Here is a 21,862-nt window from a genome sequence, read left to right on the forward strand (position 1 = left end):
CTGCAAACCCTCGCAACCCCCGCCACTGCTGCCTCGCAACCCTTGTCGCTGCTGCGTTTGCAGCGCGGTTTGTGTTGCGAGGGGGCGAATATTAGGCCCGATCCGGAAGGTTTGCAACACGTATGTCACCGAGCCGTGCTGCGAACCCTCCCACTGGAGATTCAAACCCTTGATTCGAAAGGAAAACAGGGCTTCAAAATAACTCTCGGAAGTCCCGGGATAACCCCGTGGTTTCCTCGGGTATTCCCTATATTCGCCCTTCCGGACTCAACGATGCTTGAAATCAGGCGCCCTTTTCTCCACAAAAGCGGCCATGCCTTCCTTCTGGTCCTCGGTGGCGAAGGTGGCATGGAACAGCCGGCGCTCGAAATGGACGCCTTCATTGAGCGTTGTCTCATAGGCCGCGTTGACCGATTCCTTGATCATCATGACCACGGGCAGGGAGTAGCCAGCAATGGTGTCGGCAGCGCCGATGGCTTCGTCCAGCAGCTTTTCGGCCGGGACGATGCGCGAGACCAGGCCGGCGCGCTCGGCCTCGGCGGCGTCCATCATGCGGGCGGTCAGGCACAGGTCCATCGCCTTGGCCTTGGAGACCGCGCGCGGCAGCCGCTGGGTGCCCCCGGCGCCGGGCATGGTGCCGAGCTTGACCTCGGGCTGGCCGAACTTCGCGCTGTCGGCGGCGATGACGATATCGCACATCATGGCCAGCTCGCAGCCACCGCCCAGCGCGTAGCCAGCCACCGCCGCGATCACGGGCTTGCGGATGCGGCGGATGGTTTCCCAGTTGCGGGTGATGTAGTCGCCCTTGTAGACATCCATATAGGAGTACTTCGCCATCATGCCGATGTCGGCGCCGGCTGCGAACGCCCGCTCGCTGCCGGTGATGACGATGCAGCCCACGGCCTCGTCGGCGTCGAAGGCGGTCAGCGCGGTGCCCAGTTCGTCCATGAGGGCGTCGTTGAGCGCGTTCAGCGCCTTGGGGCGATGCAGCGTCACCAGGCCCACGCGGCCGCGGGTTTCCACCAGGATGTTCTCGTACGGCATGTCTTCTCCTATGTCAGGGCGTCTTGTTGGCTTGCGGAACCGATACTCCACTGCCACCGCGACGCCGGTCAAGGCTTGCGCCGCGCGGCCATCCCCTCTACTATTTGCCGACCGACTGGTCGGTTTATTAAATTGTCGCGGCGCTCTCTACAATGGCTCACGCGACCCATCCGACCTGGAGAACAAAATATGGCGCAGGAGACAACCATGCCCCCCAACGCGGCGCAAACCCATCCGCGCGGTACTCTCGATGCCGGTCCGATCCTGCTGCGCTGGCAGGGCGATGTGGCCGTGATCACGCTGAACCGGCCCGACAAGCTCAACAGTTTCACGCGCGAGATGCACCGGGCGCTGGTACGGGCGCTCGACGAGGTGGAAGCAGGCGGCGCGCGGGCGCTGCTGCTGACCGGTGCGGGGCGCGGCTTCTGCGCGGGGCAGGATCTGGCCGATCTCGACTTCACGCCCGAAAACGCCACCGATCTCGGCGAACTGATCGACACCTGGTTCAACCCGCTCGTGCGCCGGCTGCAGGCGCTGCCGCTGCCGGTGCTGGCCGCCGTGAACGGCACCGCTGCCGGGGCTGGCGCCAACCTGGCGCTGGCCTGCGACATCGTGCTGGCGGCACGCTCGGCCAGCTTCATCCAGGCCTTCGTCAAGATCGGCCTCGTGCCGGATTCCGGGGGTACCTGGCTGCTGCCGAAGCGGCTCGGCATGGCGCGGGCGATGGGGCTGGCGATGACCGGCGACAAGCTTTCGGCCGAAGACGCCGAGAAGTGGGGCCTGATCTGGGAGGCGATGGACGATCCGCTGCTGCCCGAGCAGGCCATGGCGCTGGCCACGCACCTGGCCGCCCAGCCCACGCGGGCGCTGGCGGCGATCAAGCAGGCCTTCCACGCCAGCACCACCAACACCCTGGACACCCAGCTCGACCTGGAGCGCGATCTCCAGCGCAACCTGGGCCGCTCGCACGACTACACCGAGGGCGTGAACGCCTTCCTCGAAAAGCGCGCGCCGCGTTTCACCGGCGCCTGACCCGAACCAGACCTGTTCCCCGCTGCGGCAAGGAGTTGCGCTTGACCCCCGAATCCCACGGTTCCCAAGATCCCCAGGCCCTGGCCGAGGCCGCCGCCCGTGCCATGTACGAATCAGACGCCTGCAGCCGCTGGCTGGGCATGTCGGTCGACGAGGTGCGGCCCGGATACGCGCGGCTATCGATGACGGTGCGCCCCGAATTCCTGAACGGCCACGCCATTTGCCATGGCGGGCTGATGTTCACGCTCGCCGATTCAGCGTTCGCCTTTGCCTGCAACAGCCACAATATCAATACCGTGGCGTCGGGCTGCTCGATCGAGTTCCTGCGCCCGGTGCACGGCGGCGACGTGCTGACGGCCGAGGCCGAGGAGCAGATCCTGTCCGGCCGGCACGGCGTCTACGACATCAAGGTGACCAACCGTGCCGGCGAGCCGGTGGCGATGTTCCGCGGCAAGTCGGCCCAGATCAAGGGCCATGTCGTACCGCCGCCCGACGCCTGACCCCTCGCAGCCTCGCCAGACATCCGCCCAAGCCCGCGCCAACGTAGCGCACCGATCCCGGAATGTGGAGACATCGATGAGTACCCGCCCCACCGATCTGCCGCTCGAGCCGATCGAGCACGCCAGCCGGCAGGAGCTGCAGGCGCTGCAGCTGGACCGCCTGAAATGGTCGTTGCGCCATGCCTATGACAACTCGCCCGTCTACCGGCGCAAGTTCGACGAGGCCGGCGTGCATCCCGACCAGGTGCAGTCTCTGGCCGATCTGGCGCGCTTCCCGTTCACGACCAAGCAGGACCTGCGCGCCAACTACCCGTTCGGGATGTTCGCCGTGCCCCAGGACCGCGTCGCGCGCATCCACGCGTCGTCGGGCACCACCGGCAAGCCGACGGTGGTGGGCTACACACTGCGCGACATCGACACCTGGGCCACCGTCATGGCGCGCTCGATCCGGGCTTCGGGGGCGCGGCGCGGCGACAAGGTGCACATCAGCTACGGCTACGGGCTGTTCACGGGCGGGCTGGGCGCCCACTACGGCGTGGAGAAGGCCGGGCTGACCGCGATCCCGTTCGGCGGCGGCCAGACCGAGCGGCAGGTGCAGCTGATCCAGGATTTCAAGCCCGAGATCATCATGGTGACGCCAAGCTACATGCTGGCGATTGCCGACGAACTGGAGCGCCAGGGCATCGACCCGGCCTCCACCTCGCTGCGCATCGGCATCTTCGGCGCCGAGCCGTGGACGCCCGAGATGCGCACGGCCATCGAGAAGCGCATGAACATCTCGGCCGTCGATATCTACGGGCTGTCCGAGGTCATGGGCCCCGGCGTGGCCAACGAGTGCGCCGAGACCAAGGATGGCCCCACCATCTGGGAAGACCATTTCTACCCCGAGATCATCGATCCCGACACCGGCGCGGTGCTGCCCGACGGCGAGTTCGGCGAGCTGGTCTTCACCTCGCTGACCAAGGAGGCGATGCCCGTGGTGCGCTATCGCACCCGCGACCTGACCCGGCTGCTGCCCGGCACGGCGCGGGCCGCCTTCCGCCGCATGGAGAAGATCACGGGGCGTACCGACGACATGATGATCGTGCGCGGCGTGAACGTGTTCCCGTCGCAGATCGAGGAACTGATCCTCAAGCATGGCGAGTTGGCGCCGCACTACCAGTGCGTGCTGACCAAGGACGGGCCGCTGGACACGCTGACCGTGCGCGTGGAGTGCGCGCATGGCGCCGATCCATCCGTGGCTGGCCAGGCGCAGTCGCTGCTGGCCCATGACATCAAGGCGTACATCGGCGTGACGGCCGGGATCGAGATCCTGCCCGAGGGCGGCGTGGAGCGCTCGGTGGGCAAGGCGCGGCGCATCGTCGACAACCGGCCGCGCTAGGCGGCCCGCCGGGCGGGGCGCTGGCTCCGGCCGGCGTCTTCGCGCCGGAAGCCCAGGCGGCGTGCCAGCTTGTGGAGGTTGCTGGCGTCCACGCCCAGTTGCCGGGCGGCGCCAGCCCAATTGCCGCCGTGCGCAGCCAGCGCCCGTTCGATGCAGGCGCGCTGGCACGCATCCACGGCCTCGCGCAGCGTTGCCGCCAGCATGTCGGCGGCGCCGGGTAGCGGTTGCGGCGCGGGGGCTTCGCCCGGTACCGGCGCGCCGAGCCCATCGGCGAACAGATCGGCGAACAGGTCGGCATCGAGCGTGGCAATTTCATTGCGGCTGGCGCCCCGGCTGACGAGCTTCAGCGCGGCGCGGCTGATCACGTGCTCCAGTTCGCGCACATTGCCGGGCCACGGATAGCGCCGCAGCGCCACCTGGGCGGCGGCCGACAGCCGCAGGCTGCGCAGCCCCAGCCGCGCCCGGTTCAGTTCGAGAAAGTGCCCGGCCAGCAGCAACACGTCGTTGTCGCGCTCGCGCAGCGGCGGGATGGGGACCGGATAGACCGACAGCCGGTGATAGAGGTCGGCCCGGAACGAGCCGGCGCGCACGTGCTCGCGCAGGTGCCGGTTGGTGGCGGCGATCACGCGCACATCCACGCGGCGCGGGCGGTCCGAGCCGAGCCGCTGGATCTCGCCGTTCTGCAGCGTGCGCAGCAGCTTGGCCTGGATGGACAGCGGCAACTCCCCTACCTCATCGAGAAACAGCGTGCCGCCGTCGGCGGCCTCGAAGCGGCCCGGGCGCTCGCCCGTGGCGCCCGAGAAGGCGCCGCGCACATGGCCGAACAGTTCGCTCTCGGCCAGCGATTCGGGCAGCGCGGCGCAGTTCACGTGAATCAGCGGCCGGTTGCGGCGGCGCGACTGGCGGTGCAGCCGGTGCGCGAACAGCTCCTTGCCCACCCCGGTCTCGCCCAGCAGCAGCACGGGCAGTTCGGAATCGGCCACTACCCGCAACTCGTGCAGCAGATGGGCGATGGCCTCGCTCTGGCCGATGATCTCGCCATCGTCGCGTACCACCTCGCCCGCCGGCGCGTCGGCGCGGCTCTGGCGCAGCGCGCGGATCTCGGCTTCGAGCCGGGTAATGCGCAGCGCCGCCTCGATGACCGGCGTCAGCCGCTGCAGCGCCGCCTGCGCGGCCTCGGTGAAGGTGCCAACCTCCAGCGCGTCGAGCGTCAGCACGCCCCACGGCTTGCCTTCCACATGGAGGCTGACGCCCATGCAGTCATGCACGGGCAGCGGCTCGCCCACGCGTTCGTCGATCAGGCCGTCGTAGGGGTCGGGCAGTGTGCTGTCGTGGTGGAAGCAGGTAACGCCGCGCCGCGCCACGATGGCGGCCAGGCGCGGGTGCAGCCCGGCAGCAAAGCGTCGGCCCAGCGCATCGCGCACCAGCCCATCGACCGCCACGGGCCGCAGATGGTCTTCCTCATGCTGCAACAGCGCCACGGCCCCGCAGCGGAACTGCGCCCGCAGGCTGACCACCATCCGCTGCATGCGCACGGCGGGTGGCAGGTCAGCACAGAGGTCGGCCAGGAGAAGCTCGCCAATCATGGTTGAAAACACCCCTTAATGGTTGATTTCACCACGCCCGGCGATGGTTCGAACAACCCGGCGCGGCAGTAAATCGTTGAATCTTTAGAGATTTCTACTCGGCACGAGAATCGCACAGGAGTTGCCTGCCTTTATTGAGAAGGAGCAAATCATGAGCACGCAAGACTGGCGCGACGCGCCTGCCGTGGAGCTGATCGCGCACATCCTGTCGCGCTTCCACGACCGGCACCGGGAGCAACTGCCCGAATTGATCCGGCTGGCGCAACGCGTGGAGACGGTGCACGGCGACCGGCCCGATTGTCCAAATGGCCTGGCCAGCCATCTCGCCGTCATGCAGCAGGAGCTGCTGAGCCATATGCAGAAGGAGGAGCAGGTGCTCTTTCCGATGCTCGCGCGCGGCATGGGCGCAATGGCCGCGGCGCCGATCACCGTCATGCGCATGGAGCACGACGACCATGGCGCGGCGTTGCAGCGCCTGGCCGAACTGACCGGCGGCCTGACACTGCCGGCCGAAGCCTGCAACACATGGCGCGCGCTTTACGACGGCCTGCAGGCGTTCTGCGACGACCTGCAGGCCCATATCGAACTGGAGAACGACGTGCTGTTCGAGAACGCCGTCCGGCCAGCCGCCCAGCCGGCCCACCCGGCCCATCCCGGCCACTGAACGCCGCCTGACTCCAGCGCGGCGCTGCCTGCCGCACCCCACTCACCCAATCGCGCGTCCCGCGCACCCATCATGGGCCCCTACAAGAAACTATGGTTCACGCTGATCGCCGTGCTGGCGGTCACGTTTTCGTTACTCGGCTACTACGGCGCCGAGGTCTACCGGCAGCAGCCGCCCATCCCCGCCAGGGTGGCCACGCCCGACGGCGCCACGCTGTTCACCTCCGAAGACATCCTCGACGGCCAGACCGCCTGGCAATCGGTGGGCGGCATGCAGCTTGGCTCGGTCTGGGGCCACGGCGCCTACCAGGCGCCGGACTGGACCGCCGACTGGCTGCACCGCGAGCTGACCGCCTGGCTCGACCTGGCAGCGCGCGAGGCGTCCGGCAAGGACTACGCCGCGCTCGGCGTGGGCGAGCAGGCGGCGCTGCGCGCTCAGCTCAAGGCCGAATATCGCGGCAACCAGGCCGACCCGGACAGCAACGTGCTGACCGTCTCGCCCCGCCGCGCCAAGGCCATCGCGGTCACGGCCAACTACTACTCGCGCCTGTTCTCCGATGCGCCCGAGCTGCGCGGCAGCCGCGAGAGCTTTGCGATGAAGGAAAACACGCTGCCCTCGGCCGAGCGCCGCGCCAGCCTGACGCAGTTCTTCTTCTGGACGGCATGGGCCGCCGCCACCGACCGTCCCGGCCACACGGCCACCTACACCAACAACTGGCCGCACGAGCCGCTGATCGACAACCGGCCCACCGCCGAGAACGTGGTCTGGTCAGTGGCCAGCGTGGTGGTGCTGCTGGCCGGCGTGGGGCTGCTGATCTGGGCCTGGGCGTTCCTGCGCGGCAAGGAGGAGCCGCTGCCGGCGCCGCCGGCGCGCGATCCGCTGACCACGTTCGCGCTGACACCGTCGCAACGCGCGCTCGGCAAGTACCTGTTCCTGGTGGTGGCGCTGTTCGCCTTCCAGGTGCTGATCGGCGGTTTCACCGCGCACTACACCGTGGAGGGCCAGAAATTCTACGGCGTCGATGTCTCGCAATGGTTCCCGTACGCACTGACGCGCACCTGGCATATCCAGAGCGCGCTGTTCTGGATTGCCACCGGCTTCCTGGCTGCCGGACTGTTCCTGGCCCCGCTGATCAACGGCGGCAAGGACCCGAAGTTCCAGCGGCTCGGCGTAGATGTGCTGTTTTGGGCGCTTGTGGTCGTGGTGGTCGGATCGTTCGTCGGCAACTACCTGGCCATCGCCCAGAAGATGCCGGCCAACCTGAACTTCTGGCTCGGCCATCAGGGCTATGAATATGTGGATCTGGGCCGGCTGTGGCAGATCGGCAAGCTGGCCGGGATCGTGATCTGGCTCGTGCTGATGATGCGCTGCATCGCCCCGGCCCTGCGCTCGCGCGGCGCCGGCGACAAGAACCTGCTGGCGCTGCTGACCTCGTCGGTGGTCGCCATCGGCCTGTTCTACGGCGCCGGGCTGTTCTACGGCGAGCGCACCAGCCTGACCGTGATGGAGTACTGGCGCTGGTGGGTGGTCCACCTCTGGGTGGAAGGCTTCTTCGAGGTGTTCGCCACCACCGCGCTGGCGTTCATCTTCTCGACGCTCGGGCTGGTCTCGCGCCCGATGGCCACCGCCGCGAGCCTGGCCTCGGCGTCGCTGTTCATGCTCGGCGGCATTCCGGGCACGTTCCATCATCTGTACTTCGCCGGCACGACCACGCCGGTGATGGCGATCGGGGCCACGTTTTCGGCACTGGAAGTCATGCCGCTGATCGTGCTCGGGCACGAGGCCTGGGAGAACTGGCGCCTGAAGGCCCGCGCGCCGTGGATGGCCAACCTGCGCTGGCCGGTGATGTGCTTCACGGCCGTGGCGTTCTGGAACATGCTCGGGGCCGGCGTGTTCGGCTTCATGATCAACCCGCCAATCTCGCTGTATTACGTGCAGGGGCTCAACACCACGCCAGTGCACGCCCACGCGGCGCTGTTCGGTGTCTACGGCTTCCTGGCGCTGGGCTTCACGCTGCTGGTGCTGCGCTACGTGCGGCCGGCGTACGCGCCCGGCGAGCGCATGATGTCGATGGCGTTCTGGGGCCTCAACGGCGGGCTGGTGCTGATGATCGGCACGAGCCTGCTGCCGGTAGGCATCATCCAGGCGCTGGCCAGCATCAGCGAGGGGCTGTGGTACGCCCGCAGCGAAGCGTTCGTGCAGCAGCCGCTGCTGCAGACGCTGCGCTGGGTGCGGACCTTCGGCGATGTGGTGTTCCTGGTGGCGGCGCTGATGTTCGCGTGGCAGGTGGTGCGCGGCGTGGTGTCGCGGGGGCCGAGGGAGGTGGCGGCGGGGCGGCTGGCGCGGCAGTAGGTTGTCTCCCCTCTCCCGCAAGGCGGGAGAGGGGTCGGGGGAGAGGGTCAGCGGTTCAAATTGCGGCCAGTCGGCAAGCAGAACCGCCAGCCCTCACCCCCTGCCCCTCTTCCGCATGCGGGAGAGGGGCGCAAGACGCCGCCATCGCCACCACCTCCCCCACCATGATGATCGCCGGGCTCTCCAGCCCGGCGGCCAGCGCCTCGGCCAGCGTCTCCAGTGTCCCGGCCCACTGCCGTTCGTCACGGCAACTGGCGTGCATTACCACCGCCGCCGGCATGTCCGCGCGCATTCCCGCCTGCAGCAGCGCATCGCGGATTGCCGCGATCCTGAGCATTCCCATATAGATCACCAGCGTGGTGCCGCTGGCGGCCAGCGCGCGCCAGTCGGGGTCGCCGTCGTCGCGGGTATGGGCGGTCACGAACGTCACGCCGTGGCAGTAGGCGCGATGGGTCAGGGCGATGCCGAGCGCCTGCGCCGCCGCCAGCCCGCTGCTGATGCCGTTGACGACCTCCACCTCGATGCCGTGTTCGCGCAGGAAGGCGGCCTCTTCGCCGCCCCGGCCGAATGTCAGCGGGTCGCCGCCTTTCACGCGCGCCACGCAGTGCCCGGCCTGCGCATGCGCCAGCGTCTGGGCCTGGATGCTGGCCTGGCTGACCGAGCAGCGGCCGCCGCGCTTGCCCACTGGCACCATCTGCGTGCCGGGGCTCGCGTAGCACTGCATCGCGGCGGGCACCAGGTCGTCGACGAGCCAGACGCGGGCCTCCGCCAAGGCGCGCGCCGCCTTGACCGTCACCAGTTCGGGGTCGCCCGGACCCACGCCGACGAGCCAGACTTTTCCGGGTTGCATTTCGCTCCTATCCATCGTCGTTTATCCAATTCAGTGACTTGTGCCCGAAGAACGCGTGGTCTTGTTGAACACGTTGTACTTGCCGACTGGCCGGTCCATCGGCAGCCGTTTGATCTCGCGCCAGGTTGCCGCGTCATAGACGACGATGGCGCCCTCGGGCTCCATCAGGCTGACCAGCGCATGGCGGCCATCGCGCGTGAACTCCACGTGGGCGGCCGTGCGGCCCGGCGACGGGGTCACGGTGCCCACCACCTTCAGAGACTGCTTGTCGATGATCTGCAGCGTATCGCGGCGTGGGCTCATCATCGCGTCGGTCCACGCATAGGGCGTGGCATCGTGGCTGCGGATGAAGAAGCCGGGGCCGTTGGTCGGTATCGTCGCCACGGTCTGCCAGCTTTTCATGTCGATCACGCTCAGCAGGCCCTGCCTGAGGTTGGGTGAAACCATCACGTCGCGGCCGTCGCGCTGCCAGGTGATGCCGCTGCCGAGGTGCGGCATGCCGGTCAGGGCGAGATCCGCCACCTTGCGGCCGGCGTCGAGATCAACCACCTGCCCGCCGCCCGCCCGCGACGCGCCGAGGATGTGCCGGTAGGGCTGGTCGAAGAAGAAATCGTCGAGCCGGTCTTCGAGCAGGATCCGGCGCGGGACCAGCGTGGCGTACGGAATTTCCCAGACTTCCGGGATGTCGCGCAGCGCCGCGATGAAGGCGCCGCGTGGCGCGGCATCGTAAACCGCCGAGACGCGCGACGGCACCCCGCCCTGCCCCAGCACCGGAAAGATCCGCGCCAGCGCCAGATCGTCGGCGCGCAGCAACACCATGGTCTGCGGCAGCGTGTTGCCAGCGAGCACCCACTGGCCGTCGTCGCTGACCGCCACGTTGCGCGTGTTCAGCCCGACTCGTATTTCCGCCACGAGCTGCAGGTTCCAGAGGTCGTACTTGCTGACCCAGCCGTCGCGGCTGGCCACGAACACGTAGCGGCCGTCGCGGCTGAACTTCGGCCCGCCGTGCAGCGCAAAACGCGTGGCGAAACGGTGGATCGGCTCCAGCCGGTCGCCGTCGAGCACGCTCAGGTGGTGCGTGCCGGACTCCACCACCAGGAAGAGGTTCGACGGATCGGCGCTGAACACGGGACGGTCCGGCAGGCTGCCGGGCGCGTGGAACACGGTGCGCGACGCCCGGATCTCGTCCGCTTCCCAACGCGGGACATGCGACGGCGCGGTGCGCAGCCACGTCGCCAGCGCGGCGATCTGCGGCGCAGTCAGTGTCCCGGCAAAGCCCGGCATCTGCGTGGCGGGCCGGCCGTGGCGCAGCACGTCGAGCAGGGCGTCGGGCTTGAGCCGGTCGAGGCTCTCGGGCAGCAGCGCCGGGCCCATGCCGCCGAGGCGGTCGGCGCCGTGGCAGGCCGCGCACCGGCCGCCGTAGATACCGGCCACGTCCGGCTTTGCCGGGATGGCCGCCTCCGCCGCAGCGGGGCCGCCCGCAAGCATCGCCGCCAGCGTCATCAGCCCCAGCAGGCCGGCCAGAAGCGTTCTCATCCCGCCACCTCCGCGCCCGGCACCTCGGCAATCTCCACATCCGACAGATAGCAGCCCGGATCCTCGGCCCACGGGTTGCCGCTGACCGCGAAGGCCCGCACCCGCGTGTTGCCATTGCAGATGTCGCGGTGCCGGCACGTCGCGCAGCGGCCTTCGAGCGGCCGGGGGCTGGACTTCAGGCCAGCCATCAGCGGGTGGGCACGGTCGGCCCAGATCTCGCCGAACGGCCGCTCGCGCACGTTGCCGAGCGAAACGTGCCACCACATCGTGTCCGGGTGGACGTTGCCGAGGTTGTCGATGTTCGCCACGCCCACGCCCGTGGCGTTGCCGCCCCAGTTCACCAGCCGCTCGCGCATGTCGGCCAGCCGCCCCGGCTGGCGCCGCGCGATCCAGTACAGCAGCGCCACCCCGTCGGCATCGTTGTTGCCGGTCACGAAATCACCGGCCCGGCCCTGCAGCGTGCGCGCCCAGACATGGTCGAACAGCCAGTCCACGGCTACCCGCGTACGCGCGTGATGGGCATCGTCGCCGCGATGGTTGCTGCCGCGCCCCGCATAGTTGAAATGCGAGAGATAGAACTTGTCGATCCCCTCGGCCTCGGCCAGCGCCACCACGTCGGGCAGCTCGTCGGCATTGGCTTCGGTCAGCGTCATCCGCACGCCGACGCGCAGCCCTGCGCGGCGCGCGGTGCGCAAGCCGGCGAGCGCCGTGTCGAAGGCGCCTTCACTGCGCCGGAAGCGGTCGTGCGTGGCGCGCAGCCCGTCCAGGCTGACGCCGACGTAGTCCACGCCGCAGGCCAGCAGCCGGGCGGCGTGCCGGGCGTCGAGCAGCGTGCCGTTGGACGACACCGAGACATGGAAGCCCAGCCCGCTGGCCTCGGCGGCAATGTCGTATAGGTCCGGCCGCAGCAGCGGCTCGCCGCCGGACAGGATCAGCGCCGGCACGCGCGCCGCCTTGAGCTGGTGCAGCACGGCCAGCGCCTGCCCGGTCGACAGTTCGCCCTTGAAATCGGTATCGGCCGACGTCGAGTAGCAGTGCTTGCAGTTGAGGTTGCAGCGGCGGATCAGGTTCCAGATCACGACCGGGCCAGCGTGCCGGCGTGGTGCCGGCACGGCGCCGCCGTCGCGCAGCGCTTCCATGAAGCGGGACAGTCTAAACATGGTGGGATCTCCCCGGCGCCGACAGCCGCAGGCCGGTTTTCTTGAGGATGCGGGTGGACCAGAGCACGTCATGGGCGCGGCAGGCGTGGCCGAGCAGCGCCCGGATCTGGTCGATCTGCGGCGCGGCCAGCTCGCGCGAGCGGGCGTGGACCATCGCAAACAGGTTGTACGGCCAGCCGGGCGCTCTCGGGCGCAGGTAGCAGTGGCTGACGAATGCGAGCGCGCCGACGCGTTCGCCCAGCCGTCCGGCCTCGGCATCGTCGACGTCCCAGACCGTCATGCCATTGGCGCGCCAGCCCAGCGCATAGTGGTTCGGCACGGCGCCGACGCGCCGCAGCAGCCCCGACTCGCGCATGGCGATGAAGCGCGCCAGCACCTGCGCCTCGCTCAGGCCCAGCGGTTCGCCAAGCACGCGCCACGGCGCCGGCACCAGTGGCAGGCCGGCCTGGGTGGCGGCGATCAGCGCGCGGTCGATGGGGTCGATCGGGTCGATCGGGTCAATGGGATCGATGGGGACGGGTCGGGGCATGTCAGGCGGGCAGGTACAGGTTGACGAAGAACTCGCGCTGCTTCGGGAACGGCAGGATCTCCACGCCCGCGCTGGCCGCGATGCGCGCCAGCGCTGCAGGCAGATCGGCCGCTGCTTCGAGCGCCACGACGAACCACAGGTTGAGCCGGTGCGTGCGTTCGTAGTGATGGGCCACTTCCCGGTGCGCGTTGATCGCGGCAATCACTGCTTCCAGCCGCCCGGCCGGCGCGTGGCACGCGCACAGCACGAACTGGCCACCGGCGCGCTCGATCTGGAACAGCGGGCCAAAGCGCGTCAGCACGCCGCGCGCCAGCAGCGATGCCAGGCGCCGCAGCAGTTCGGCCTCGTCGATGCCGAGCCGCGCCGCGGCGTCGGCATACGGGCGCGGCGTCAGCGGCAGCCCGCGCTGCAGGGCGTTGACGACCTGGCGGTCGAGCGGATCGAGCGGCGTCATGCGCACACCGGCTCCCAGCTGTAGCGGGTGCCGCGCTGCCTGTAGCAAGTGCCGCTGCGCAGGACCAGGCCGGGCAGCGACGCCATGCCGGCCTGCCGGTCGAAGTGGTCGAGCGCCCCCTGCAATTCGGCTTCGCTGCGCGCATGGACCATCGCGTAGAGGTTGTAGCGCCAGACCGGGCCGCGGCGTGCGCGCCGGTAGCACAGGCTGACCGGAGACACGCGGGCGAGCCGGGTGCCCACCGCATCCACGCGGTTGTCGGGCACATCCCAGACACACATCGCGTTGTTCCCGTAGCCGAAGCGCCGGTGGTGCAGGATGGCGCCAAAACGGCGGATCACGCCGCTGGCCTGCCATTGCGCGATGCGAGTCAGCACGCGGTGCAGCGGTATGCCGCTCTGGCGCGCCAGCGCATGGAACGGCTCCGGCGTCAGCGGCAGCCCGCGTTCCAGCGCCGCCACGAGCCGCCAGTCGGCGTCGTCGAGTGCTTCGGCCGCCACCGGCTGCCGGCGCGGGTTGCCCGCCGCGCCGCGCGCGCCCGACATCGGAAAACCCAGGTCGATGTGGTATTCGCGCTCCATCGGCAGGTCAAGTGGCGTCTGCCCCACTTCCTCGGCAATGTCCCGCAGCAGCGCGTCGAGCGCCGGGCGATGGCGGGCGCCCGCCACGAACCAGAGGTTGAAGCGGTGGCCGCTGCGGGCATAGTTGTGGCTGACGGCGCCGTGGGCGTTCACGCGGGCCGCCACCCGGGCCAGGTCGGCCCGGTCCACGGCCAGCGCGGCCAGCGTGCTGGCGCCGATCACGTTCGGCGCGAAAACGGCGCCAATCCGGCTGACACGGCCCGCGCCCACATCGCGCGCCAGCAGGCTCAGCACCGCATGCTCGGTCAGGTTCAGCGGCGTGCCGGCGCTGCGGAAGGGGCGCGGCTCGATCGGGAATCCGCGCTGGATACTGTCGTAGAAGCGTTGCTCGTCCACCATGGCGCTCACATGCCCATGCGCTGGGCGCGTGCGGTGAAGAAGATGCCCGAGGGCTGGTCGGCCGGCAGCGTGGCCACGCGCCGCAGCGTGGCGGTGTCGTAGATCTCCACGCGGTTGTCGTCGCGGCACGACAGCCAGAGCGACTCGCCTTTCGGCGTGAACTCCATGTGCAGCACGCCCCGGCACGGCGTCAGCGTCTTCACCACGCGGCGCGTGGCGGTATCGATGACCTGCACCGTGTCGTTCTTCGGGAACGCGAAGTTGACCCAGACCTGGCGCCCGTCCGGCCGCGCCATCGCAAAGACGGGCTGCCCGGCCACGGGCACGCGGCCCTGTTCCTGCCAGCCCCGCGCCGGATCGGCCACGAGCAGTTCATGGCGCCCGATCGCCGGCAGCCACGCCTGGCCCTGCGCCATCGCCCAGCCGCGCAGGTGCGGCATCTTGTAGACCGGCAGCGGTGCCTCGCCCCGGCCATAGCCGGACAGCACCTTGCGCGCGGCCGGCGGCGCCTGCCAGAGATCGACCAGCGACAGGCCATCCTCGCCGAACAGGCCGGCCAGATACCAGCGGCCATCGGGCGTCACGAGGGCGTCGTACGGCTGCCTGCCGGCCGGCAGTTTCGTGACGGCGGGCTGGCGCGGGTCCGAGGCGTCGATGATCCAGATCTCGCCGGCCTCGAACAGGCTGGCGGCCAGCCGCTGCCCCGGCAGGTCGGCCAGGCCGACCACCTTGGACGGCCGCCCATCGGCGCCCGTTGCCGGAATCTCGGCCAGCAGTTCCAGCGTATCGGCATCGAACAGCTTGATCCCGCCCGGCGCGTAGTTCTGCGCCGCCACCACCCGGCCGTTCTGCAGGATGGCGCCGCCGATGCTGTTGCCGGCTTGCCTGATACGGTGGGTGATGGTCCGGGTCAGCAGGTCGATGCGCGTCAGGCCGCCGTCGCGGCCGAACACGTAGGCGTGGCGGCCGTCGCGCCCGAACACCACGCTCGCGTGCGACAGGTCGCCCAGCCCCTCGACCGTGCCGAGGTGCGTCCTGCCCGTGGTTTCCACCACCTGGATGCGGCCGGCGGCGCGCTCGATCACCACCCCGAGGTCACCGGTGCCCCGCAGGTCCGTGGGCGGCGCGAGCGGTGCGCACGCCGATGCGGCACAGGCCGCCGCGAGCCACGGCGCCGCGCGGCCGCTCAGTCGTACCAGTTGCCGTCGGAGAAGGCCGGCGGGACGGCGGGCGGGGTGCCGGCCTGAAGTCGATCGATCAGCCATTGGGCTTCTTCCTGCGTCATGAACGGTTGCCAGGGCGGCATGGCGGTGCCGGGCCGGCCCAGCAGCACGGTGGCCGCAAGGCCGTCGCGCGGCTTGCCGGCCAGCGCCTGCGCCGTCAGCGGCGAACCCAGCCCGCCCTGCAGCGTCATGCCGTGGCACGCGCCACAGTCATCGCGCAGCCAGCGGGCCAGTTGGGCCTGGCGGAGCGCGGCCGGCTCGGGCGGTGCAGCGGGCGCGCCGCCCGCGAGCACGGCCGCCGCCAGGCCCAGCCATGTGAGGCGCCGGGTCATCGGTCAGAGGCCGAGTACCCACTTGGCCAGCGCGTTGGCGTCGGCCTCGCTGACGGCGTTCGGCGGCATCGGGATACCGCCCCATCGGCCGCTGCTGCCCTTGAGGATGCTCTGCGCAATCTGCGCGGCGGCGCCCTTGTCGCTCTTGTACTTCGCGGCCACGTCCTTGAACGATGGCCCGAGGACCTTCTTGTCGACGGCGTGGCAAGCCATGCAGTTCTTGCTCTTGGCCAGTTCCGCGCTGGCCTGCGCGGACAGCGGCAGCGCCACGGCCAGCAGGGCGGCGCCGAGGACGGTTGCGGGATGCATAGTGTTCTCCTGAAAAAAGACCGATCGGAGCAGGCGGCCGGCGCCAGCGCGCCAGCCGCCCGCGCCGGATCAATAGACGTCGTGGCGCGTGTTGAAGGTGTTGAACTTGCCGGTCGGCGTGATCAGGCGCGGGTCCCGGATCACGGTCTTGAGCTTGCGGGTCCTGTCATCGACCACCACGAGGGCCGATTCCTGGTCCTTGGTGCCCCAGACCGAGAACCACACCTCGTCGCCGGCCTGGTTGTACTCGGCCTGCACCACGCGCTTGGCCCCGTCGCCCCTGAGGTTGGCCCACTGGGCGATCGGCAGCACCTCGAAGCCGCCGTCGAGCCGCTTCGTGTCGAAGACGGCCACCGACTGGTTGAGCTTGTTGTCAGGATTCAGCGGGGTATCGACCCAGAGGTTGTGCGACTTCGGATGCGTCTTGATGAACAGCGATCCGCCGCCCTGCCCCTTGAGCGTCTGCACCACTTTCCACGCCTGCGGCTTGTGCGCCACGGGGTCGGTGCCGATCAGGCTGATGGTCTCGTCGCCCAGGTGGCTGGTGGCCCAGACCGGGCCGAACTTCGGGTGGATGAAGTTGGCGCCCCGCCCCGGGTGCGGGGTCTTGCCCACGTCGACCAGTCCGGCCAGGCGGTCTTCCTTGGTGTCCACCACGGCGATCTTGTCCGAGGCGTTGGCGGCCACCAGGAAGTAGCGGCCCGTGGAATCGAACCCGCCGTCATGGAGGAACTTGGCGGCGTCGATCGTCGTGGTCTTCAGGTTGTCGAGATCGGCGTAGTTCACCATCAGGATCTTGCCGGTCTCCTTGGCATTGATGACGAACTCGGGGTTGTAGTGGCTGGCGACGATCGACGCCACGCGCGGCTCGGGGTGGTACTCGTTGTCCACGGTCATGCCGCGCGTGGACACCACCTTGAGCGGCTTGAGCGTATCGCCCTCCATGATCACGTACTGCGGCGGCCAGTACGAGCCGGCCACGGCATATTTGTCCTCGTAGCCCTTGTACTTCGAGGTCTCCACCGAGCGCGCCTCGAGCCCGATCTTCACCTCGGCCACGTTGTCGGGCTTGGGCATCCACAGGTCGATCAGGTTCAGGCGCGCGTCCCGGCCAATCACGTACAGGTAGCGCCCCGACGCCGACATCCGTGAGATATGCACCGCGTAGCCGGTCTTGATGATGTTGATGATCTGCTTGCTGTCGCCGTCGATCAGCGCCACCTCGCCCGAGTCGCGCAGCGTCACCGAGAACAGGTTTTCAAGGTTGTACTGGTTCATCTTGCGCGTGGGCCGTTTGGCCACGGGCACGATGTCCCGGCGAGACTTCTCGATGTCGGCGAGCGAGAACTCGGGCGGCGTCGGCGGCTCCAGCTGCACGTACTTCGCCATCAGGTCGACCTCGGCATCGGAAAGATCGCCCGACGTGCCCCAGTTGGGCATGCCCGCCGGGCTGCCGTACTTGATGAACGTCTTCAGATACTCGGTGCCGCGCGCCAGCGTGATGTCCGGCGTCAGCGCCTTGCCCGTGGCGCCCTTGCGCAGCACGCCATGGCAGCCGGCGCACCGCTCGAAGTAGATCTGCCGGGCCTTGGTGAACTCGTCAGCGGTCAGCTTCGGCGCCGCATGCTGCGGCGGCGCGGCCGTCTGCGCGTGACCCTGGACCATCCAGAAAGCCAGCGGCAACGCCGCCAGCGCGGGGAACATCCATCTCGTCGCTTTCATGTTTCTGCTCTTGCGAGGGTGGGAAATGCATTGGCGTGGTTGACACGTCCGATGCGCCCATCATCGTGATAAAGCGAGAAAGCGGGATTGATGGCCGTCAACTGCGGCAGAGGTGGTCAGGAACTTCGCAGATGGGCCGCCGCGCATGGCCGCAGATGGCCCAGGAACTGTTGGAGAAACGGGATGCCGGACCGCGTGGAGGGCAAAAGACCCTATGCGGGGAAAGGGTAAGCGGTGCTGGAGCGTGCGGTGCTGCTTCTCTTGCGCCCCCCTCCCGCCAGGCGCGAGAGGGGAGCACCCAATTGGGTGATGTGGATGCCGGAGACTTATCCTCGCGGCATCAGCACCCACATGCGGCCGCCCTGCTTCATGCGGCCGGCGGTTTCGCCGGCGGCGTCGCCGGCGCCCCAGAAGAAGTCGGCGCGGACGCCGCCCTTGATGGCGGAGCCGGTGTCCTGGGCGAACATCAGCCGCTGGATGGGTTCCGTCGAGAGCGGGCGGGTGGTGGAGAGGAAGACCGGCACGCCGAGCGGGATCGTAGCGGGGTCCACGGCGATCGAGCGTTCGGCGGTCAGCGGCACGCCGAGGGCGCCCACCGGACCGTCGTTGTTCGGGGGCAGTTCGCGGAAGAACACGAAGCGCGGGTTCACGTTGAGCATTTCCTCGACGCGCGCCGGGTTGGCCTTCGCCCACGCCTTGATGCCCTGCATCGTGGCCTGGGACGCCGTGATCTCGCCCCGGTCGAGCAGCCATTTGCCGAACGAGCGGAACGGCTGGTCGTTGGTGCCGCCGAAGCCCACGCGCATGATCTTGCCGTCGGGCAGGCGGATGCGGCCCGAGCCCTGGATCTGCAGGAAGGCCGCTTCCACGGCGTCATCCACGTAGACCAGTTCGCTGCCGCGCATCGCCGGGTTCTGCAGCAGTTCGCCGCGTGCCGGCAACGCGCCCTTGCCCAGTTGCGGCGGGCGGCGGTACAGCGGCACCTGGTACGCCCCCTGGCGCACGCGCGAGCCGTGCAGGATGGGTTCGTAATAGCCGGTGATCAGGCCGCTGTCGGTGCCGTCGAGGTTGACCACCCGGTACGGCTGGAAATGGGTCTCGAAATAGGTGCGCAGCGCCGGCAGGTCGCCGGCATCGACCATCAGCCCGACCGTGCACACGCGGTTCCACTCGGGCTTCTTCTTCAGCGCCTGGCAGCTGGCCTGCAGCGCGGGCCAGGCGGCGCGCACGTCGTCCTGGCTCCAGCCGCCGATGTCGGCCCAGCTCGCCGGTTGCAGCCGGCCGGCAGTGGGCGAGGTGGACGGCGGCGTGGTGCCCGTGCCGCCCGGCGGCAGGATGCGCGGCGGCGGGCCGCTCATGCAGCCGGCCAGCAGCGCGGCGCCGAGCGCCGCGCCGGCCAGGCCGGGCCAGCCACGCGAGGCTGCGCCGGCACTGGCAGTCGAAGGGGTTGCGCGGGTTCCGCGCAGGGAAAACTGATAAGCCATCGTGTTCGATTCTTCCGCATGGCGGGCGGCGCAGCGCGTCCCGCATGTCCTACAATCTGAAGCCGTTCCGTCGATTTCCCCGGCTTTCCAGGGGCGCCCCCATACCGCGATGAGCCAGTTCTTCGAAAACCATCCCACGCTGCTGCTGGCCGCCGAGGCCGGGCTGGCGCTGCTGCTGCTGATCTTCATCGTGGTCTGGACGATGGGGACGGCGAAGAAGCATCCCCGCCCCACGCGCGCCCCGGAAGACCACCCGTCGCGCGCCGGCCAGGCGCCGAAGGAAGCAGACCGCACGCCGGACGCATAGGTTCCGGCGCCGCGCGCCTCAATGGAGCATGCGCGGCAGCACCAGGGCGAATTCGGGGATCGGCACCTCGAAGCGGTGGCCATCCTCGGCCACGCAGAAGTACTCGCCCTTCATCGATCCCACGGGGGTCGAGATCGTGGCCCAGCTCGAATACTCGAAATGCTCGCCCGGCTTGAGCAGCGGCTGGTGCCCCACCACGCCGAGCCCGGCCACTTCCTGCGTGCCGTTGTCGCTGTCGGTGATGATCCAGTGGCGCGAGATCAGCTGCGCGGCCACCTCGCCGGTGTTGTGGATCGTGATCGTATAGGCGAACGCATAGCGTCCACGGTCGGGGTCCGACTGGTCGGGCAGATACTGCGTGCGCACGGCCACGGAAAAAGCGTACTCGCTCATGGGTCGACGGGTGAGGATGGTCGGCAGGCCGCCCCCGTGGGGCGCGGCTCGGGTGTCCGCATTGTGCGGCAAGCCCTTGGCAGCGGCAAGCGGGGCATTCTCCGGGCGGCCGGCCCCGGCCGGGCAGGATGGGCGCCGTTGGGCGTAAAATACGCGCCATTCCCGCGGCGGATGCCGCGCCGGCCCCGTGCCGCCCCGCTTCCAGAGCCTAGCCATGAGCCACCCCACCTACCGTATCGCCCCGTCCATCCTGTCCGCCGACTTCGCCCGCCTGGGCGAGGAAGTGCGCCGCGTCACCGAAGCCGGCGCCGACTGGATCCACTTCGACGTGATGGACAACCACTATGTGCCCAACCTGACCGTGGGCCCGCTGGTCTGCGAGGCCATCCGCCCGCACGTGACCGCCCCGATCGACGTGCACCTGATGGTGCGCCCGGTGGACCGCATCATCCCGGACTTTGCCAAGGCCGGCGCCAACATCATCACGTTCCACCCGGAAGCCAGCGATCACATCGACCGCTCGCTGGCGCTGATCCGCGACCACGGCTGCCAGGCCGGCCTGGTGTTCAACCCGGCCACGCCGCTGCACCACCTGGACCACGTGATGGACCGCCTGGACGTGATCCTGCTGATGAGCGTCAACCCGGGCTTCGGCGGCCAGTCGTTCATCCCCGAGACGCTGGTCAAGCTGCGCGCCGTGCGGGCCCGCATCGATGAATACACGGCCCGCACCGGCCGCCAGATCCTGCTGGAAGTGGACGGCGGCGTGAAGCCCGACAACATCGCCGAGATCGCCGCGGCCGGCGCCGACACCTTCGTGGCCGGCTCCGCCGTATTCGGCAAGCCGGATGCCGACGGCGGCTACCAGGGCATCATCCGGACGTTCCGCGACAAGCTGGCGACGGTTGGCAAGTAAGATGGCCGACGAAATCCTGCGCCGCACGGACTGGAGCGGCATCCAGGCGGTGATCGTCGACCTGGACGGCACCATGGTCGATACCGCCGGCGACTTCCACGCCGCCGTCAACGCGATGCTGCTGGCGCTGGCGCACCAGCACCCGCACCTGGGGTCCGTGGCGCCGATGTCGGCCGCCGAGATCGTCAGCTTCGTCGGCAAGGGCTCGGAAAACCTGATCCGCCGCGTGCTGGACGCCCGCTTCAGCCCGCTGCACGCCAACGGCCTGTTCGCGGACGCCTACGCGCTCTACGACCGCGAGTACGTGCGCATCAACGGGCAGTTCTCCAATGTCTACCCGAATGTGCGCGAGGGCCTGGCGGCGCTCAAGCGGCTGGGACTGCGCATGGCCTGCGTGACGAACAAGCCCTGGAACTTCACCGAGCCGCTGCTGGCCAAGACCGGCCTGGCCCAGTATTTCGAGGTGGTCTACGGCGGCGATGCCTTCGCGCTGCGCAAGCCCGACCCGTTCCCGCTGCTCAAGGTGGCCGAGGCATTCCGGCTCGATCCGGCGGCCGTGCTGGCCATCGGCGACTCCGAAAACGACGCCCGGGCGGCCCGCGCAGCCGGCATGGGGGTGCTGTTGATGCCCTATGGCTACAACCATGGCAACCCTGTACAAGCCGTTGACGCCGATGGTATAGTCCCCGACATCGTTCGCGTTGCGGCCCTGCTGGGTGCGCAGCGTCGAATCTGATGCTGATGACTTCCTCCGAAGCCGAACACCAATCAATGTTCCTCAACCGCAAACGCATCTTTTCTGGCAGTGATCGGCAGGCCTGGCCCTGGCGTCGCTGGCGCGCCTCTGAACAGGCGTAAAGTGCGTTCGCGAGTTTCCTGACGGGCTTGCCGGGCATTGCCGATCCGCGCCACCACGCGCGGAATTGCGCGGCCCGCAGGCTCCGCCGGACCGGTCCCCCTCCCAGGCGGCGACCGGCCTTCCCGGCAGAATCCTCCGCCAGCACCGTAGTCCGGCTCGCGCTTGTGCGCCTGTGCTACGGTTAGCCTCGAGAACGCGCCACACGCCACCCCCTGGCCGTGTGCGCGGCATTGTCATGTGCACCACGGA

Annotated in this window: 21 protein-coding genes and 1 pseudogene; 8 read left to right on the plus strand and 14 right to left on the minus strand. The window is 69.1% G+C overall.

What is annotated here, in order from left to right; genetic code table 11:
* Window positions 1-267: 267 nt before the first annotated feature.
* Window positions 268-1,044, minus strand: coding sequence for an enoyl-CoA hydratase (locus EV147_RS20150; protein WP_130393006.1), 777 nt, complete (start codon window positions 1,042-1,044; stop codon window positions 268-270).
* A 189-nt stretch (window positions 1,045-1,233) separates the two neighbouring features.
* On the opposite strand from EV147_RS20150, the gene paaG reads away from it, so the two are divergent.
* The 3 genes from paaG to paaK all read left to right on the plus strand — a co-directional run bounded on the left by paaG (window position 1,234) and on the right by paaK (window position 3,957).
* The gene (paaG, locus tag EV147_RS20155; protein WP_130393007.1) at window positions 1,234-2,076 is read left to right on the plus strand and encodes a 2-(1,2-epoxy-1,2-dihydrophenyl)acetyl-CoA isomerase PaaG; all 843 of its coding nucleotides are present in this window, start codon (window positions 1,234-1,236) and stop codon (window positions 2,074-2,076) included.
* 104 nt (window positions 2,077-2,180) lie between these two features.
* Window positions 2,181-2,576, plus strand: coding sequence for a hydroxyphenylacetyl-CoA thioesterase PaaI (gene paaI, locus EV147_RS20160; protein WP_198680313.1), 396 nt, complete (start codon window positions 2,181-2,183; stop codon window positions 2,574-2,576).
* Window positions 2,577-2,652: 76 nt separating this feature from the next.
* Window positions 2,653-3,957 carry a phenylacetate--CoA ligase PaaK gene (paaK, locus tag EV147_RS20165; RefSeq protein WP_130393008.1) on the plus strand — a complete coding sequence of 435 codons (1,305 nt, stop codon included), beginning with the start codon at window positions 2,653-2,655 and terminating at the stop codon, window positions 3,955-3,957.
* Here paaK and norR read toward each other — a convergent pair.
* Window positions 3,954-5,543, minus strand: a complete 1,590-nt coding sequence (norR, locus tag EV147_RS20170; RefSeq protein ID WP_130393009.1) for a nitric oxide reductase transcriptional regulator NorR — start codon at window positions 5,541-5,543, stop codon at window positions 3,954-3,956. The two genes, paaK and norR, sit on opposite strands and share 4 nt — an antisense overlap.
* Window positions 5,544-5,667: 124 nt before the next feature.
* Here norR and ytfE point away from each other — a divergent pair.
* Both ytfE and EV147_RS20180 read left to right on the plus strand, forming a co-directional pair.
* A pseudogene (gene ytfE / locus EV147_RS20175) lies at window positions 5,668-6,207 on the plus strand (iron-sulfur cluster repair protein YtfE); the annotation flags it as partial.
* A 72-nt stretch (window positions 6,208-6,279) separates the two neighbouring features.
* Window positions 6,280-8,559 carry a nitric-oxide reductase large subunit gene (locus EV147_RS20180; RefSeq protein WP_130393011.1) on the plus strand — a complete coding sequence of 760 codons (2,280 nt, stop codon included), beginning with the start codon at window positions 6,280-6,282 and terminating at the stop codon, window positions 8,557-8,559.
* Window positions 8,560-8,614: 55 nt separating this feature from the next.
* Here EV147_RS20180 and cobA read toward each other — a convergent pair whose 3' ends face one another.
* The 11 genes from cobA to mltA all read right to left on the minus strand — a co-directional run bounded on the left by cobA (window position 8,615) and on the right by mltA (window position 19,138).
* Window positions 8,615-9,409, minus strand: coding sequence for a uroporphyrinogen-III C-methyltransferase (cobA, locus tag EV147_RS20185; RefSeq protein WP_130393012.1), 795 nt, complete (start codon window positions 9,407-9,409; stop codon window positions 8,615-8,617).
* A 30-nt stretch (window positions 9,410-9,439) separates the two neighbouring features.
* On the minus strand, window positions 9,440-10,945 hold the full coding sequence (locus tag EV147_RS20190; RefSeq protein WP_130393013.1) for a cytochrome D1 domain-containing protein: 1,506 nt from the start codon (window positions 10,943-10,945) through the stop codon (window positions 9,440-9,442).
* Window positions 10,942-12,105, minus strand: a complete 1,164-nt coding sequence (gene nirJ / locus EV147_RS20195; protein WP_130393014.1) for a heme d1 biosynthesis radical SAM protein NirJ — start codon at window positions 12,103-12,105, stop codon at window positions 10,942-10,944. The genes EV147_RS20190 and nirJ overlap by 4 nt, the downstream gene beginning before the upstream one ends.
* Entirely contained in the window at window positions 12,098-12,634 is a 537-nt protein-coding gene (gene ahbB, locus EV147_RS20200; RefSeq protein ID WP_130393015.1) for a siroheme decarboxylase subunit beta, read from the minus strand. The genes nirJ and ahbB (EV147_RS20200) overlap by 8 nt, the downstream gene beginning before the upstream one ends.
* 1 nt (window position 12,635) lies before the next feature.
* On the minus strand, window positions 12,636-13,088 hold the full coding sequence (locus EV147_RS20205) for an Lrp/AsnC family transcriptional regulator (protein WP_130393016.1): 453 nt from the start codon (window positions 13,086-13,088) through the stop codon (window positions 12,636-12,638).
* Complete coding sequence (gene ahbB / locus EV147_RS20210) at window positions 13,085-14,068, minus strand: siroheme decarboxylase subunit beta (protein ID WP_130393017.1); 984 nt, start codon at window positions 14,066-14,068, stop codon at window positions 13,085-13,087. The genes EV147_RS20205 and ahbB (EV147_RS20210) overlap by 4 nt, the downstream gene beginning before the upstream one ends.
* A gap of 5 nt (window positions 14,069-14,073) precedes the next feature.
* On the minus strand, window positions 14,074-15,333 hold the full coding sequence (locus EV147_RS20215; protein ID WP_130393018.1) for a cytochrome D1 domain-containing protein: 1,260 nt from the start codon (window positions 15,331-15,333) through the stop codon (window positions 14,074-14,076).
* On the minus strand, window positions 15,255-15,623 hold the full coding sequence (locus EV147_RS20220) for a c-type cytochrome (RefSeq protein WP_130393019.1): 369 nt from the start codon (window positions 15,621-15,623) through the stop codon (window positions 15,255-15,257). Before EV147_RS20220 ends, EV147_RS20215 begins: the two co-directional genes overlap by 79 nt.
* Window positions 15,624-15,626: 3 nt before the next feature.
* Window positions 15,627-15,932, minus strand: a complete 306-nt coding sequence (locus EV147_RS20225) for a c-type cytochrome (protein ID WP_130393020.1) — start codon at window positions 15,930-15,932, stop codon at window positions 15,627-15,629.
* A gap of 69 nt (window positions 15,933-16,001) precedes the next feature.
* A complete protein-coding gene (locus EV147_RS20230; protein WP_130393021.1) occupies window positions 16,002-17,654 on the minus strand; it encodes a nitrite reductase in 1,653 nt (550 codons plus the stop codon).
* A gap of 326 nt (window positions 17,655-17,980) precedes the next feature.
* Complete coding sequence (gene mltA / locus EV147_RS20235; protein ID WP_130393022.1) at window positions 17,981-19,138, minus strand: murein transglycosylase A; 1,158 nt, start codon at window positions 19,136-19,138, stop codon at window positions 17,981-17,983.
* A gap of 109 nt (window positions 19,139-19,247) precedes the next feature.
* Between mltA and EV147_RS20240 the strand changes: the two genes are divergently transcribed.
* On the plus strand, window positions 19,248-19,445 hold the full coding sequence (locus EV147_RS20240; RefSeq protein ID WP_130393023.1) for a hypothetical protein: 198 nt from the start codon (window positions 19,248-19,250) through the stop codon (window positions 19,443-19,445).
* 18 nt (window positions 19,446-19,463) lie between these two features.
* Here the strand turns inward: EV147_RS20240 and apaG are convergent, their stop codons facing one another.
* A complete protein-coding gene (gene apaG / locus EV147_RS20245; RefSeq protein WP_130393024.1) occupies window positions 19,464-19,838 on the minus strand; it encodes a Co2+/Mg2+ efflux protein ApaG in 375 nt (124 codons plus the stop codon).
* Between the two features lie 214 nt (window positions 19,839-20,052).
* On the opposite strand from apaG, the gene rpe reads away from it, so the two are divergent.
* Entirely contained in the window at window positions 20,053-20,754 is a 702-nt protein-coding gene (rpe, locus tag EV147_RS20250; protein WP_130393025.1) for a ribulose-phosphate 3-epimerase, read from the plus strand.
* A gap of 1 nt (window position 20,755) precedes the next feature.
* A complete protein-coding gene (gph, locus tag EV147_RS20255; RefSeq protein ID WP_130393026.1) occupies window positions 20,756-21,490 on the plus strand; it encodes a phosphoglycolate phosphatase in 735 nt (244 codons plus the stop codon).
* Window positions 21,491-21,862 lie beyond the last annotated feature (372 nt).

This window comes from Cupriavidus agavae, from assembly GCF_004217045.1.
Lineage (GTDB): Bacteria > Pseudomonadota > Gammaproteobacteria > Burkholderiales > Burkholderiaceae > Cupriavidus > Cupriavidus agavae.

Excerpts from the sequence above, each read along its gene's own strand:
- EV147_RS20205 (WP_130393016.1), bottom strand. The coding sequence starts at position 13,088 with ATGACGCCGCTCGATCCGCTCGACCGCCAGGTCGTCAACGCCCTGCAG.
- EV147_RS20225 (WP_130393020.1), bottom strand. The coding sequence starts at position 15,932 with ATGCATCCCGCAACCGTCCTCGGCGCCGCCCTGCTGGCCGTGGCGCTG.
- EV147_RS20215 (WP_130393018.1), bottom strand. The coding sequence starts at position 15,333 with ATGGCTGATCGATCGACTTCAGGCCGGCACCCCGCCCGCCGTCCCGCC.
- EV147_RS20180 (WP_130393011.1), top strand. The coding sequence starts at position 6,280 with ATGGGCCCCTACAAGAAACTATGGTTCACGCTGATCGCCGTGCTGGCG.
- EV147_RS20240 (WP_130393023.1), top strand. The coding sequence starts at position 19,248 with ATGAGCCAGTTCTTCGAAAACCATCCCACGCTGCTGCTGGCCGCCGAG.
- paaK (WP_130393008.1), top strand. The coding sequence starts at position 2,653 with ATGAGTACCCGCCCCACCGATCTGCCGCTCGAGCCGATCGAGCACGCC.
- EV147_RS20190 (WP_130393013.1), bottom strand. The coding sequence starts at position 10,945 with ATGAGAACGCTTCTGGCCGGCCTGCTGGGGCTGATGACGCTGGCGGCG.
- ahbB (WP_130393015.1), bottom strand. The coding sequence starts at position 12,634 with ATGCCCCGACCCGTCCCCATCGATCCCATTGACCCGATCGACCCGATC.
- apaG (WP_130393024.1), bottom strand. The coding sequence starts at position 19,838 with ATGAGCGAGTACGCTTTTTCCGTGGCCGTGCGCACGCAGTATCTGCCC.
- gph (WP_130393026.1), top strand. The coding sequence starts at position 20,756 with ATGGCCGACGAAATCCTGCGCCGCACGGACTGGAGCGGCATCCAGGCG.
- mltA (WP_130393022.1), bottom strand. The coding sequence starts at position 19,138 with ATGGCTTATCAGTTTTCCCTGCGCGGAACCCGCGCAACCCCTTCGACT.
- rpe (WP_130393025.1), top strand. The coding sequence starts at position 20,053 with ATGAGCCACCCCACCTACCGTATCGCCCCGTCCATCCTGTCCGCCGAC.
- nirJ (WP_130393014.1), bottom strand. The coding sequence starts at position 12,105 with ATGTTTAGACTGTCCCGCTTCATGGAAGCGCTGCGCGACGGCGGCGCC.
- paaG (WP_130393007.1), top strand. The coding sequence starts at position 1,234 with ATGGCGCAGGAGACAACCATGCCCCCCAACGCGGCGCAAACCCATCCG.
- EV147_RS20230 (WP_130393021.1), bottom strand. The coding sequence starts at position 17,654 with ATGAAAGCGACGAGATGGATGTTCCCCGCGCTGGCGGCGTTGCCGCTG.
- norR (WP_130393009.1), bottom strand. The coding sequence starts at position 5,543 with ATGATTGGCGAGCTTCTCCTGGCCGACCTCTGTGCTGACCTGCCACCC.
- EV147_RS20150 (WP_130393006.1), bottom strand. The coding sequence starts at position 1,044 with ATGCCGTACGAGAACATCCTGGTGGAAACCCGCGGCCGCGTGGGCCTG.
- ahbB (WP_130393017.1), bottom strand. The coding sequence starts at position 14,068 with ATGGTGGACGAGCAACGCTTCTACGACAGTATCCAGCGCGGATTCCCG.
- cobA (WP_130393012.1), bottom strand. The coding sequence starts at position 9,409 with ATGCAACCCGGAAAAGTCTGGCTCGTCGGCGTGGGTCCGGGCGACCCC.
- EV147_RS20220 (WP_130393019.1), bottom strand. The coding sequence starts at position 15,623 with ATGACCCGGCGCCTCACATGGCTGGGCCTGGCGGCGGCCGTGCTCGCG.
- paaI (WP_198680313.1), top strand. The coding sequence starts at position 2,181 with ATGTACGAATCAGACGCCTGCAGCCGCTGGCTGGGCATGTCGGTCGAC.